This window comes from Bradyrhizobium sp. TM102 (genome assembly GCF_009176685.1).
Lineage (GTDB): Bacteria > Pseudomonadota > Alphaproteobacteria > Rhizobiales > Xanthobacteraceae > Bradyrhizobium > Bradyrhizobium ottawaense.
Map to the genome: position 1 here is coordinate 6,624,094 of NZ_AP021855.1, position 13,184 is coordinate 6,637,277.

Annotated in this window: 14 protein-coding genes; 6 read left to right on the forward strand and 8 right to left on the reverse strand. The window is 62.8% G+C overall.

Going from position 1 to position 13,184, the window contains the following annotated elements; genetic code table 11:
- Positions 1 to 122: 122 nt before the first annotated feature.
- Positions 123 to 386 carry a hypothetical protein gene (locus GDN70_RS31335; protein WP_152103467.1) on the forward strand — a complete coding sequence of 88 codons (264 nt, stop codon included), beginning with the start codon at positions 123 to 125 and terminating at the stop codon, positions 384 to 386.
- Here the strand turns inward: GDN70_RS31335 and GDN70_RS31340 are convergent.
- The 3 genes from GDN70_RS31340 to GDN70_RS31350 all read right to left on the reverse strand — a co-directional run bounded on the left by GDN70_RS31340 (position 383) and on the right by GDN70_RS31350 (position 2,878).
- Complete coding sequence (locus tag GDN70_RS31340; protein WP_244625844.1) at positions 383 to 1,390, reverse strand: alpha/beta fold hydrolase; 1,008 nt, start codon at positions 1,388 to 1,390, stop codon at positions 383 to 385. The genes GDN70_RS31335 and GDN70_RS31340 overlap by 4 nt on opposite strands.
- Before the next feature lie 160 nt (positions 1,391 to 1,550).
- Positions 1,551 to 1,949 (reverse strand): hypothetical protein, encoded by a 399-nt coding sequence (locus GDN70_RS31345; RefSeq protein ID WP_244625845.1) that lies wholly within the window; start codon positions 1,947 to 1,949, stop codon positions 1,551 to 1,553.
- Complete coding sequence (locus tag GDN70_RS31350) at positions 1,946 to 2,878, reverse strand: Ku protein (RefSeq protein WP_152103468.1); 933 nt, start codon at positions 2,876 to 2,878, stop codon at positions 1,946 to 1,948. Before GDN70_RS31350 ends, GDN70_RS31345 begins: the two co-directional genes overlap by 4 nt.
- A 197-nt stretch (positions 2,879 to 3,075) precedes the next feature.
- On the opposite strand from GDN70_RS31350, the gene GDN70_RS31355 reads away from it, so the two are divergent.
- Positions 3,076 to 3,996, forward strand: a complete 921-nt coding sequence (locus tag GDN70_RS31355) for a 3'-5' exonuclease (protein WP_152103469.1) — start codon at positions 3,076 to 3,078, stop codon at positions 3,994 to 3,996.
- 6 nt (positions 3,997 to 4,002) lie between these two features.
- Here GDN70_RS31355 and GDN70_RS31360 read toward each other — a convergent pair whose 3' ends face one another.
- The 3 genes from GDN70_RS31360 to ligD (GDN70_RS31370) form a co-directional block, all read right to left on the reverse strand.
- Positions 4,003 to 4,185, reverse strand: a complete 183-nt coding sequence (locus GDN70_RS31360; RefSeq protein ID WP_152103470.1) for a DUF3606 domain-containing protein — start codon at positions 4,183 to 4,185, stop codon at positions 4,003 to 4,005.
- A gap of 445 nt (positions 4,186 to 4,630) precedes the next feature.
- Positions 4,631 to 4,909, reverse strand: coding sequence for a hypothetical protein (locus tag GDN70_RS31365; protein ID WP_152103471.1), 279 nt, complete (start codon positions 4,907 to 4,909; stop codon positions 4,631 to 4,633).
- Positions 4,910 to 4,944: 35 nt separating this feature from the next.
- Positions 4,945 to 5,835: a non-homologous end-joining DNA ligase gene (gene ligD / locus GDN70_RS31370; RefSeq protein ID WP_152103472.1), complete on the reverse strand. Its 891-nt coding sequence runs from the start codon at positions 5,833 to 5,835 to the stop codon at positions 4,945 to 4,947.
- Between the two features lie 536 nt (positions 5,836 to 6,371).
- Between ligD (GDN70_RS31370) and GDN70_RS31380 the strand changes: the two genes are divergently transcribed.
- From GDN70_RS31380 to ligD (GDN70_RS31390), 3 genes are read left to right on the forward strand one after another with little or no spacing between them, the layout of a single operon-like run.
- Positions 6,372 to 8,051 (forward strand): DNA polymerase/3'-5' exonuclease PolX, encoded by a 1,680-nt coding sequence (locus tag GDN70_RS31380; RefSeq protein ID WP_028141961.1) that lies wholly within the window; start codon positions 6,372 to 6,374, stop codon positions 8,049 to 8,051.
- Positions 8,051 to 8,614 (forward strand): MOSC domain-containing protein, encoded by a 564-nt coding sequence (locus tag GDN70_RS31385; RefSeq protein ID WP_028141960.1) that lies wholly within the window; start codon positions 8,051 to 8,053, stop codon positions 8,612 to 8,614. The genes GDN70_RS31380 and GDN70_RS31385 overlap by 1 nt, the downstream gene beginning before the upstream one ends.
- Before the next feature lie 12 nt (positions 8,615 to 8,626).
- Positions 8,627 to 9,574: a non-homologous end-joining DNA ligase gene (gene ligD / locus GDN70_RS31390; RefSeq protein WP_152103473.1), complete on the forward strand. Its 948-nt coding sequence runs from the start codon at positions 8,627 to 8,629 to the stop codon at positions 9,572 to 9,574.
- A gap of 28 nt (positions 9,575 to 9,602) precedes the next feature.
- On the opposite strand, the gene GDN70_RS31395 is transcribed toward ligD (GDN70_RS31390), so the two are convergent.
- Positions 9,603 to 10,427, reverse strand: coding sequence for a ribonuclease HII (locus tag GDN70_RS31395; protein ID WP_028141958.1), 825 nt, complete (start codon positions 10,425 to 10,427; stop codon positions 9,603 to 9,605).
- A 260-nt stretch (positions 10,428 to 10,687) separates the two neighbouring features.
- Here GDN70_RS31395 and GDN70_RS31400 point away from each other — a divergent pair, with 260 nt between their 5' ends.
- Positions 10,688 to 11,791 (forward strand): DNA topoisomerase IB, encoded by a 1,104-nt coding sequence (locus GDN70_RS31400; protein WP_028141957.1) that lies wholly within the window; start codon positions 10,688 to 10,690, stop codon positions 11,789 to 11,791.
- Positions 11,792 to 11,904: 113 nt separating this feature from the next.
- Here the strand turns inward: GDN70_RS31400 and GDN70_RS31405 are convergent, their stop codons facing one another.
- The gene (locus GDN70_RS31405; RefSeq protein ID WP_063615322.1) at positions 11,905 to 13,149 is read right to left on the reverse strand and encodes a vanadium-dependent haloperoxidase; all 1,245 of its coding nucleotides are present in this window, start codon (positions 13,147 to 13,149) and stop codon (positions 11,905 to 11,907) included.
- Between the last annotated feature and the right edge of the window lie 35 nt (positions 13,150 to 13,184).

Consider the following 13,184-nt stretch of genomic DNA (forward strand, 5'->3'; position numbering starts at 1 on the left):
CACAGGGCGCCGCGGAACACGTGGACAAGCCCGAGCCCTGCTGTCTGAGAATCCCTGACCCGTGCTAACCGCCCGGAACGAGCAGGCGGGCGGAAGGATTCGTCCCGGCAGGAGCGATCTCGATGCTGATGACGAAGGAACGACGGCCGGCGATCCGTACGCTGCGCGGGTGGGCGATCAACGTGCTGCAGGAGGCGGGTGCCATCCGCGAATGCGAGGAGCACGGCTGGGCCAAGGATCGGGCCGATCCGCACGCACGCGAGCGGGCGATTGACTTGCCCCGCATGTATCCGCCCACCGGCGTCTCTGCAGACCAAGCGGCTGCGGAGGTGCGCGACGTCTTGGACTCAATCTGCGACACCTGTCCGGAGTGCCTGCCCGACTAGGAAACGGACGGGGCGACGAGCGCAGGATAGTCCTCGCCTTGAGCGGAAATGGAGGCTACCTCGTCGATGGCGGCCATGACGCTTGAAGTTTCGGTCTGCTGGATCATGTGCCCGGCTCGGGCGATGCGGCGCAACCTGCTGCCCTGGACCAGGCGATGAAATCGCGCGGATTGCTCGACCTCGATCAAGCGGTCCTCCTCGCCTGCGAGTATCACCGTCGGCATCGAGATTTCGCCGTAGGTCCCCGAAGCCGCAGCGGCTGCCGGGATCATCATCGCTGCCTCTTCGGCACTGGCCCGGAGCTGAGACGGCCTCACGGCCATCTCGACCGGAAAGCCGGCGAACTTCCTCGGGACAGGCTGGGGCCCGAAGAGCTTGCGCAAAAGCGCTGGCCACATCAATCGGGCGAGGATCGGTGAGATGGTATTGCTGACGACATCCCCCAGCAGGGGGATCGCCGGCACAGACGGCGCCGCCAGATCGGGGCGGGACGTGGGAAAGTAGTATCCAGAGGCGAGCACCAGCGCTTCGACCGAAGCGGGGTGCTTTATGGCCAATGCGACGGCGATCGAGGCGGCCCACGAATGACCGAGCACGATTGCTCGCGGAATCCCAAGCCGCTCCAGAGCCTTGCGGAATAGGTCCGCCTGTTCGTCCGGCCCCCATACGCCACCGCGCGGCCGTGAGCTGTGACCGAACCCGGGGCGATCGAACGCGATAACTCTGTAATTCTTGGCCGCAAGATCAACCAGGCCGCTCGACTGGAGATCCTGGATCATAGTGCCGTTGCCGTGAAGCAGCAGCAGCGCGCGGCCCTTACCGCGCTCCACGTAGTGAAGCCGGACACCGTCGACATCGATGAAGCTACCCTGAGGCGGATTTTCGTGTTCCGCCTTGCGTGCGAGCTGCCGGTTCACAAGCGCCGCCGTTGCCAGCAGCGCGGCTGTGCCTGCGGCGGCCGCAATAGCGGGCCGCAGCGGGAGAAAGGTCGCGGGGTTCTGCAAGAACGATGAAGAACTCCTGCGCGATGGAGCCATGTGCGCTGCCTTCGGAATGGTCCGCACGATGAGCTTGTCGGCGCGGGATGGAGCTGAGGATCGAAACCTCCGTGAGCTGGTTACGTTCCTCCCGCCGGCCACCAGCGCCTTGCACCGGGCACCGCTTTCATCGAACGCGCCGCGATCGCAAGACCGTAGAATCCGAGTGGCGTCCAGGAGGCGCTTGGTTCTGCGGCGCGACTGAAGACGCGGATGAGACCTTCGCGTCCCATGCAACGTAAGGCGTGTTTTTTGCCATTTGGCGATTGAAGTCCGCAGCGCCATCCGTCCACCAGACCGGTCCCCGCTCCCCCAGGGCTCGCTTAACTTCGTCCACGGCGCGATGCGCCGCGGCTTCGGCGTCTGGATCCTTGTCAGCCTTCGCATTCCGGATGGCCCGCTTGGCTGCCATCAGGCGCTTGACCAGCCGCGAGCGCATGCCCTCTTCGAGATCCGGATTGGCCGTTCTCCATAGGCGGCCGCGGACGAGGAAGTAGCGACCATCCGGCGTCACCGGATGCTTCATGCCGACTTCCGCCGTGCCCCGGAGGCCGGCTTCTTCGTGGTCGCCTCTTTGGCAGCCGGTTTCTTGCCGGCAATCGGCATCAGCATCTCCTTCTGGCCGGCTTCCGCCTTCTTCGCCTTCTTGGCCGGCTTCTTCAAATCCTTTGCCTCTACCGAGGCGCTGCCCACGCTCTTGCGCAGCGCATCCATCAGGTCGACGACGTTCTCGCCCTTCGGCCGGTCCTTCGGCACGATCGGCTTGCCGGCGCGCTTCTGGTTGATCAGATCGACAAGGGCCGTTTCGTACTGGTCCTCGAACTTCTCGGGCTCGAAGTTGCCCGACTTCTGGTCGACGATATGCCTGGCCAGGTCCAGCATGTCCTTCGTGACTTTGACGTCCTGGATCTCGTCGAAATATTCCTTGGGGTCGCGGACTTCGTACGGGTACCGCAGCAGCGTCCCCATTAGGCCCTCGTCCAAGGGCTCCAGCGCGATGATGTGCTCGCGGTTCGTCAGCACGACGCGTCCGATCGCGACCTTGTCCATCTCGCGAATGGTTTCGCGGATCACCGCGAAGGCGTCGTGGCCGACCTTACCGTCCGGACGCAGATAGTAGGGGCGGATCAGGTAGCGCGGGTCGATGTCGGTCTTGTCGACGAACTCGTCGATTTCGATGGTCCGCGTCGATTCCAGCGCCACGTTCTCGAGTTCTTCCTTGGTCACCTCGATGAACGTGTCGGTGTCGACCTTGTAGCCCTTGACGATGTCCTCGTTGGCCACCTCGTCGCCGGTGTCCGCGTCGACCTTCAGATACTTGATCCGGTGGCCCGTCGCCCTGTTCAACTGGTTGAACGAGATTTTCTCGGACTCGGACGTCGCCGGGTATAGGGCCACCGGGCAGGTGACCAGGGACAGCCGAAGAAACCCTTTCCAGTTGGCGCGGGGGGCCATGAACGCGGAACTCCAAATTTGGCTACTCGGATTCAAGACGAATGCGGCCGGCCGGTTCCGACATGCTGGGGGCCCGCCAACAGGAAAATCGATCAATGGCCTGCAGCGCCCCCGGGCACGCCCGAAAACGTCGTGAATCGCTTGTTTTATAGGTACCTCGTGGAGATTTTGACCGGTATCATGGACCTATGGACGCCATGACCCAGCCCCTTAGAGGCGAGCATACACTGGAGTCGGCGGACCTGGCCGCCATGGCTGAGGCACTGAGCCGGTCACCCGACTACCGGGTCCTGCGGCGCCTGGTTGCCCGACCGATTTACACGCCGACTGCGGGGCAAGAGGTCAGGACCGGCATCCTGCTGGACACGGAGACAACCGGCCTCGACCACGCGAAAGACGAGATCATCGAGCTCGGGATGGTCAAGTTCGACTACACGCCGGAGGGGCGGATCGTCGGCGTCAGAGACATGTTCTCCGCTTTCAACGAACCGATTGCGCCGATCTCGGCGGAAGTGACGGCACTCACCGGAATCACCAACGAAGTCGTCGCCGGACACAAATTTGACAATGCCGCCGTTACGGCCTTCGTCGAAAGCGGGGTTATTATGATCGCGCATAACAGCTCTTTCGACAGAAGGTTCGTCGAGCGCTACTGGCCCGTGTTCGAGCACAAGGCCTGGGGCTGCAGCATGAGCGAGATCGACTGGCGCTCTCACGGCTTCGCGGGCGCGCAACTCGGTTATCTGCTGAACGGCGCCGGCTACTTCCACCAGGCGCACCGCGCCGTCGACGACTGCCACGCCCTGTTGGAGATCCTGGATTTCGTACTGCCGACGACGGGCGCGCCGGCGCTCGCGCTCCTGCTGGAGACCGCCCGCAAGCCAACCCTGCGGGTCTGGGCGGAGCAGACCGCATTCGAGCTCAAGGACTCGCTCAAGCGACGCGGCTATCGATGGAACGACGGCAGCGACGGGCGGCCCAAGTCCTGGTTCATCGATGTCGAGGAGACCGCGCTCGACGGCGAGATCGCGTTCCTGCGGACGGAGATCTACATGGAGGACGTCGAACCGACCGTGCAGAGGTTGACCGCATTCACACGGTTCTCAGGCCGGATCTGAGGCGGCCTAGCGGCCGAGACGCTTCTCGACCCGCTTGCGGCTGTTGCCGATCTTCTTGACGGCCTTCTTCACGGCCGATGCCGAGCGGCCGGTCTTCTTGGCTTCGTAGCGGACTTCGTAGTCCTGTCGCTTGGCGACGCGTGCCCGGTCCTGCTTGCGTCCACGCGCGGTCTTCTTCGCTGCGGCCATCGGCTCCTCCTCTTGCGAATGTTTGATGAAGTGCAACGCCGCTAGGAATCGCGAGTTCCGGGCCGGCTCCGCTGCGACGCTTCAGTGACCGCAAGGATGGCTCGGAACGATGGGCGCCCACTCGTCAAGCAAAAGGCCGTCCCAGGAAATGACGCCTTCATCCCATTTCGACGCGTGCTCGCGGTACATCGAAGCCCACTGAGGGCTCCATTCTATAAGCTGATCGTTGAGACCATCGTGAACGCGGCAGGGCATATCTGGATCGAACGTGTCCATCGGGTTCATGCAAATGTCCGGGATCGACGTCCTTCGGCGTCTTCTTCTCCCGCTGCGGCGTCATCGTCGCCGGGCTTTCCTTCGGGGACACCGCGAGGACCAAGCTCTTCGCTTTGGACGTCGTCTTCTGAGCGTTCAGGCTCCACGCCATTTATCGGCTTCTCAGGGATCATTCCATCCGCGCCTTTTCTTTCAGGTCGCGTATCCGGATCTCGGCTTCCTCCTTCGAAGTGACGATCCCGCTGAGCCTCTTGAGCTCGGCGAGTTGTTCTTCAGTGGGCTTTTCCATCTTCGAATCCTTGAGGGCCTGCACGACGGTCTCGTCGTCGAGCACATCCAGCAGCTTGTTTATGGTTTGCTCGCAATCTCTGGGGCCGGGCTCCACATGCCGGGCCAAGATGCCTTGTGCGTCTTCCAAGGCCTTCGCAACTCGCCTTTCCGGATTCATGACCGGTACTCCACACACTACGCAGGAAAACGCGGCTATGATCGGCGCGTTCCTTTGCTTAGCCCTTTGAACGAGCTGGCCCGCAGCAGACCTTCGGAGGTGATGTCACGGTACTCGATGTCGGCGTAGAACTTGGGCTCGACCCAGGTGGCTTTCGGCTTCCTGATGGTCTTGGTCAGCTTTTGCTTCGGGCTGACCACGGTGTCGAGCGCCTTGCGGATCTGCGCTGAGGTGGTTCGGCTCCATCCCGTCCCGACCTTTCCCATGTAGACCAGATCCTTGCCTTCCTTCTTGCCCAGATAGAGCGCGGCCACGCCGGATGGGTCCTTGATGAAGCCGACAACGGGAAACTTGCCCTTCTGAACGACCTTGATCTTCTGCCAAGCCTCCACACGATCCGATCGGTAGGGCGCGTCCACCCGCTTGGAGACGATGCCTTCGTAATTCAGCTTGGTCGCTGCGGCGAACAGTGCCTGGCCGTCCCCTTCGTGGTGCTCGCTATTGAGGACGGGCTCCTTCAGGTCGTGCTCCTCGATCAGATCCTTGAGCAGCCTCTTCCGCTCGATCTGCGGCTCCTTGCGCAGATCTCTGCCGTCCAGCCAGAGCAGATCGAAAGCGAAGTAGACCAATCGATCCTGATCGCCTCTGCCGAGGTCTGCCTGCAGCTCGGAGAAGTTCGTGCGCCCATCATGGATGACGACAACCTCGCCGTCGACGATAGCCTGTCCTTCGATATCGAAGGCACCCGCAATCCTTGAGAACTTGCTGATCCAGTTGTAGCCGTTACGGGTGTAGGCCCGCCGGTCGTCACCGTCGATCCGGAGCTGGATCCGGTAGCCGTCGTATTTGACTTCGTGAATCCATTGGGATCCCGAAGGTGCCTTGATCTTCAGGGTCGCCAACTGGGGTCCGATGAACCCCGGCATGGGAGGGACCTCCGGCACTTCGGCCCGAGGCGCCTTTGTACGCTTTGCCACGCTACTCAACTCACAAAAAACCCGCCGCCGGGTTGGGGCCGACGGCGGGCAGTCTACCTACCTCAATCAACGAGTCTCGCAACTTCGAAGGCGGCGAGGAGTTCCAGGGACAGCACTTTTCGCGTGTTTGCGCAAAGCTGCGACGGGCGATCAAGTCCTCGCAGCGTCCATCGAACTCCCGGCGAGAGCCCGCGTTTACTGACATCATGTCAGACGCATTCGACTATTTCCGCGCCTACGCCGTCCGGGCTCTCTGCAGAGCGAGATCCATGCCGCGGGGCAAGATGAAGCATCTGCAACTGGTGGCCGGCCGGATCTACAATCTCCTCAAGAAGGAGGCTGCCTACGGCCCCAATGTCCAACACCTTGATGACTTTCGTGCAGCCCAGAAGCTCGAGGCCTCTCTCGATCGGCGGCCAAGTGGCCGCTCCGGCGGCCGTCCAGCTCCGGCGGCATCGCAAAGCCCCGGTCGGGAGGCTGGCTGAATGCCTCCGCTCGATGCGCGCGGGGTGGCAACTCTTCTGCGGGAGTACGCGCAGCGCACTGCCTTGCGAGGCGGCAATCCCTATCGGGCGAAAGCCTACTCTCGGGCCGCCGACAGCCTCGCGGCCCTGGCCGTTCCTTTGAACGTGCTCGTCGCCGAAGATCGCCTTACCGAGATCCCGGGCGTCGGCGATGCGATTGCCGACATCATCACCAAGGTTCAGAAGACGGGCAGTCATCCTAGCCTCGAAAAGCTACGGAAGGAGATTCCTGCGGGCGTGCTCGAGATGCTCGCTGTGCCCGGCCTTCGTCCGGAGAAGGTGCTGCGCCTATACAAGGATCTCGGCATCGGCTCGCTATCGGAGTTGGAGGCCGCTGCCAAGGATGACCGCATCAAGAAGGCAAAAGGACTCGGCGCCGCCCTGCAGGCCAAGATCCTGCAGAACCTGGCGATCGCCAAAAGCGGAGAAGGCCGCCTCCACCTGCACCGCGCTGCCGCGCTGCTCGCGCATGCGAAGGATTTCATCCGCAAGTCCCGCCCCGAACTCAAGCGGGTGACGATCGCCGGCGATTTCCGCCGCGGCTGCGAACTCATCGGCGACCTCGCGATTGTTGCCGAGGCTGCCAAGCCGGACAAGACATCGACGCCATCGGCCGACGGGCTGCAAATCCGAGTATCCGACCGCAAGCACTTCGGCGCCGCCCTTCTCTTCGCCACCGGGTCCGCCGGCCACATCGAGCAGCTCCAAGCCCGGGCCGCCGAGAAGGGCATGCGGTTTGACGCTGACGGCCTGCACAAGGGCCGCATGCTGATCGCCGGCGAGGAGGCTGAGATCTACCGCGCCCTCGGTCTGCCCTTCATCGACCCTGAGCTCCGGGAGGGGCGCGGCGAGATCGAGGCGGCTCTGAAAGGCAAGCTCCCGAAGCTCGTCACCGACCAGGACCTCCGCGGCATTCTTCACTGCCACACTGATGCCTCCGACGGCACCGAGACACTGGAGACCATGGCCAAGGCCACGCGCCAGCGGGGCTTCGAGTATTTCGGCGTGGCGGACCATTCCAAGTCCGCCCACTATGCCGGCGGTCTCTCCGTTGAGGAGATCGCGCAGCAGCACCGGGAAGCTGATCGACTGAACAAGCGCTACGGAAAGAACTTCCGGATCCTCAAGGGCATCGAGTCCGACATCCTGGCGGACGGGTCGCTCGACTACGACGACGAGGTGCTGGAGCGCTTCGACTTCGTGGTGGCCAGCATCCACGGGCGCTTCAAGCTGAATCGCAAGGCGCAGACGCAGCGCCTGCTTCGGGCTATTTCCGACCCTCACACCACCATCATCGGCCACATGACGGGGCGACAACTCCAGCGGCGGCCGGGCTACGAAATCGACGTCGAGAAGGTGCTGCGGGCCTGCGCCAAGCACGACGTTGTCGTCGAGATCAACGCTCACCCATGGCGGCTCGACCTGGACTGGCGCTGGCACCAGGCTGCGCTCGAGTTCGGCTGCATGCTGAGCATCAATCCGGACGCGCACTCGATTCCCGAGCTCGACCACATGCGCTGGGGCGTCCTGATGGCCCGCAAGGGCAGTGTCCCTGCCGAGCGGGTCCTGAACGCGATGCCGCTCTTAGAAATCACGCGCTACCTACGCCAGAAGCGGCGCTCGCTCGCCCGCGCCGCCTGATGTCGGAGGGGCACGATCTGGCGCTCGAGGGCAGGGTCGTGGCGGTCGCCGCCGATCGCGGGCACCACTTCAGCAAACCAACTCAGGAGCGCATAATCCTGGTGCAAGGCCACGGCGTCGAAGGCGACGCCCACGCCGGCCCTTTCGTCCGGCACCGCTATTTGGCGCGCCGCCGGCCCCGCCTGCCCAATCTCCGGCAAGTCCACTTGATCCCGTCCGAACTCTTCCCGTCCCTCCTAGAAGCTGGCTTCGACGTTGGCGCAGGCGACCTCGGCGAGAACGTCACCACCGCCGGATTGGACCTGGAACGGATGCCGCTCGGGACTCTAATCGAGCTCGGCCCGTCCGCGGTCGTCGAGCTGACGGGCCTCCGGACGCCCTGTGTCCTCATCGACCGCTTCCGGGCCGGCCTGAAGCGACAGGTGCTCTCGTCGGCGGAAACGGGCCCTGCGTTCAAATCTGGAGTGCTGGGCGTGGTCCGGGCCGGGGGACCGGTCGTAGCCGGCGACAGCGCGCGGGTTCGCCTTCCATCCTCCTCGTTTCGGCCTTTGCCGGCCCTGTAGAGAGCCCCTGCCATGGCCCGAAAATCGACCTTGCCTCTTCGCCTGCAGCCCATGCTGGCCACGCTGACGGATGCGCCGTTCGACGATCCCGACTGGGTCTTCGAGGACAAATTCGATGGTTTTCGCATGGTGGCCGAAATCCGGCGTGGTCGGGTCGCGCTCTACAGCCGCAACGGGAAAATCATCAGCCACTCCTATGTCGAGGTTGCGAAATCGCTAGAGGGCGTGAAGGCGGATGCCGTGATCGATGGCGAGCTCGTCGCGATCGGCAAGGACGGCGCATCGCATTTCCAATTGCTCCAGAACGCCCTGCGCCATGAGGCCAAGCTTCTGTACTGCGCGTTCGACCTCATGTTCGCGGACGGAGAGGACCTACGCACGCTGCCGCTGCTCGAGCGCAAGCAGCGGCTCAAGGCCCTCCTGCCGCGCCACAAGCTCATCGCCTTCAGCAAGCACCGCAAAGGCAGTGGCACAAAGTTCTTCGCAGAAGCCGAGCGGAGACATCTCGAAGGTATCATGGCCAAGCGCGCCGACAGCCCGTATGCGTCCGGACGCCGGACAGCCGATTGGCTGAAGGTGAAGACCGCGCAGCGGCAGGAGGTCGTCATCGCCGGGTTCACGGCGCCGAGGCGGACCCGGCCCTTCTTCGGTGCCCTTGTGCTGGCGGTACGCGAAGGCGAAGCCTGGCGGTACATTGGCCACGTCGGCACCGGCTTCAGCCACCAGGTTCTCGGAGAGCTTCACGGCAAGCTCCTGAAGCTCAAGACGCCCAAGTCGCCCTTTCCCGCCAGGGTAAAGGATGAGCAGGTCACGACCTGGGTCCGTCCTTCACTGGTCGCAGAGGTGAAGTTCGCGGAGTGGACCAGCAAGGGAGAGCTGCGCCAGCCAGTCTATCTTGGCCTGCGGTCAGACAAAAAGGCTGAGGACGTCGTTCGCGAGAAGAGTTGGTCGCGAAGATAGCGCCGCCGTGAAGAGATGTCCGACTCGGTCAACCGCCGGCGCGCTCAGATGCAGAAGGCCACGGCGGCAGGGGCGGCAACCCGAGAGCCTTGCGAATGGGTCCGAACGACCTCCGGTGAGCTGCGCATGCACCAAGCCTGGCGAGAGCTTCGTAATGAGCCGGCACCGGGTAGCCTTTGTGATCCGCGAAGCCGTAGCCGGGGTGGCGGGCGTCGAGCGTCCGCATGACCCTGTCGCGCTCGACTTTCGCCAAGATCGACGCAGCAGCGATGCTCGCGGACTTGGCGTCGCCCTTGATGATGGCCTGCTGAGGAATGTCGACTTCCTTCAACCGCTTTGCATCGATCAGCAAGTGCTGCGGCGTCGATCCTAGTCCCCTGACCGCGCGCTGCATGGCCTGGATGCCCGCCCAGTAGATATTGATCGTGTCGATCTCCTCTACCTCCACGAACGCCACACACCAACTCTCCGCCTTTGCCTTGATCTCCTTCGCCAGCTCCTCGCGAGCCGCGGCGTCGAGTTTCTTCGAGTCGTCGATTCCAACAATCCGCGTGCCAGGCTTCAGGATCACCGCGCCCGCGGACACTGGCCCCGCAAGAGGGCTCATTCCGGCCTCGTCCACACCTGCAACAACAAGACGGCCGCTTTCCCAAAGAGAGGTCTCGAAGCGGAGCATCTTGCGGAGGCGCTGTCCTTCGGACCTGTTTTCGAAGCGCCTCTTATCGATCGAAGCTAGGATGGCGCGAGCTCCCGCGCGGGTGTCGGCCCGCAAGATTTGCTCGACATTGGCCTCAAGCGGTCTTTTCTCGACGACATAGCGCTGGCGCAGCACGTCGAGCGAATATTGGGACATAGCGGCCTTCGCACAGACTAATTGGGAAAGCGTGTCCGTAAACTTTGTGGCGATTGTCTGAAGCTCGGCCTTGCAGCCATCGTCGGCCTGCGCAGCGGACCGTCGAAAGGAACCGCCGGCTTCAGATAGGGCAAGTATCTTGCGCGGCCACTGATCTGATCTACGAACCGCCGATCTCACGAACGGAACCAACCGCTGTCTCCGTTCCTTTAGAAAGGAGTGGAGCCTCGATCCCTGGGTGCTTCCGAGGGAACAGGCCCATGCTCCGAGAGACTCGCAACGAAGAACAGGTTCTGGACCGCACCGCCGAGGTCGCAGCAGCCATTGCGGAAGAAGGTCTTCGCTATGTCAGCGACTCCGCGCCCGGCTACACCCGCAAGCGGACGGGGACTACCTTCAGCTACTACGACAAGGACGGCAAGCGCATCACCGATGCCGCCGTCATCCGGCGCATCAAGTCCATCGGTATCCCGCCGGCCTATGAATCCGTTTGGATCTGCCCCTCGGCGAACGGCCACATCCAGGCGACCGGGCTCGATGCGCGGGGCCGCAAGCAGTACCGCTACCACGCGAAATGGCGCGAGCTGCGCGACCAGAACAAGTACGAACACATCGTCCAGTTCGCAGCCGCGTTGCCCGCGCTGCGCGACCGTGTCGCGGCCGACATGAAGCTGGAAGGACTACCTCGCGAGAAGGTTCTTGCCACGATCGTCAGCCTTCTGGAGAAGACTTTGATCCGGGTCGGCAACGCCGAGTATGCCGAGAAAAACAAATCCTACGGGCTCACCACCATGCGACGGAAGCACGTTGCGGTGGGTCGCGGCGTCCTTCGGTTCGACTTCACGGGCAAGTCGGGCAAACAGTGGAAACTTCGGGTCGAGGACAAGCGGATTGCCGCCATCGTGAAGCGCTGCGCGGAAATCCCCGGACATGAGCTCTTCAAGTACCTGGACGACGACGGGCAGCCGCGTACGGTCGATTCCGGCGACGTCAATGCTTACATCAAGGAGATCACGGGCGAGGACTTCAGCGCCAAGGATTTCCGCACTTGGGCGGGGACGGTTCTGGCGGCGTTGGCGCTGACCGAGTTCAAGAAGTACGACAGCCAGGCCGAGGCGAAGCGCAACGTCGTCGCCGCGATCGAAAGCGTCTCCAAGCAGCTCGGGAATACGCCGGCCATTTGCCGCAAGTGCTACGTGCACCCGGAAGTCCTGAACGCCTACATGTCCGGTGATCTTGTCAAGATGATCGAAGCCAAGATCGCTCGGAAGTTCAAGCGACAGTATGCCAAGCTCACGTCGGATGAAGTCATGGTGTTCGCGTTTCTCCGCAAACGCCTCGATTCTTTGAAGGCCCCCGACTAGTGCCTCCTGCGACGCTTACCACGCTGGCGGCGCCGCGAAGGACGGCCTACCCTATCTTCATGCCTGGACTCGCCAAGCGCACCGGCCGGCCTCGGTCAAATAACTGTTGTTAGTCACTTAGACGCGCTTTCCACCGGCCTGAGAAGATTCTTGACGACGTACTTGCCGATCTCATACCCCATCTCACGACCGACCCTTGTCGAGAACCGATAGTGAAAGCCTGCCCAAACCCGGGCTTCGGACACCGCGTTGATGAATGATTTAAGGTCTGTCCAGCGGCGCTCAGCCCCCGGCGCAGTGGTGCTCGTCATGCTGATCTCAGAGAACGTGGTCGTACCCAATGCGGCTTCGAGAACCGCACACATAGCAGACGCCTGCACACAGTGAGCGCATGGGTATTCTGGGTGCATCGGAGTATCCGCGATCGGACGCCACAATGGGTCCCTCTCTGTTTCGGCGTTGTCATCCCTGTCGCCATTGCGGATCGCCGTAATCGGCCGCCAGAAATTGTAGTGGTACTTGGCGTCGAACACTGCAATCAGGCTGTCTGCCCGAGCGACGGCGATCAAGGCAAAGATGCGGGAATTATCGGTTTGGTCTAGCTTCTTGGCGGCTATCAGAGCGCGTGCGAGCGGATAGAACACGTCGCCGCCGATCGAGATCCAGAACTTGGCCGCTTCGGTCTGATCCGCGGTGCGGGACTTGCTGTCGAAGCGGCCGACTTTGGAAATCTCGTTGAAGTCGTGCGCCCATTCCGAGCTGGAGAGCGCAACGGGCGGCTCCGGTCGGAATTGGTCAGCCTTATTCATCGCGAAGGGTCGAACGCCCGGCCACTGTGCGACGACCAGGCTGGGCGTCGGAACGTAGACGCCCGGAGTGGTGATGGGCCGATGGCCGTCGGGCGCGGCGGACCCGTCGTCCTTTCTGTTCGTCAGGATTTTCGCGGCCACCGTTTCGCCAACTCTAATGCCTTCTTCCTTCGCTGGGCCGTCGGGGACGCGCTGAAGGTCGTTGCTGAGCGCTTGTTTGAGCTCGGGCGCGTTTGCCTCCGGGCTGCTCGCGAGTAGTACGGTTGCGGCAGCAACGCCTGCCGCTACTTCTTTGGAGACTTCGCGGCTGATGTGAAGCTTGGTGAGGAACGGTGCGTATCTCGGCTCCACTGAGTTGGTTGCATCGAACATCGCGAGGTGCATCATCGCCAGCACGCGCTCTGCCGCCGGCGGTCCCAGCTTTTGGGCCAGCAGCAAAGTGACGGCTCGCTCATTCCAGTCTGAAATGACATCCGCAAAGGCAGAAGTGACAGGGAGCGACAACATCAGTCCGGCGAGAATGCTGCGGCGCAGGGGTGCTCGGTTCATGTAGGCCTCCGTTTGCTGCGACCGACCAGGCGTGA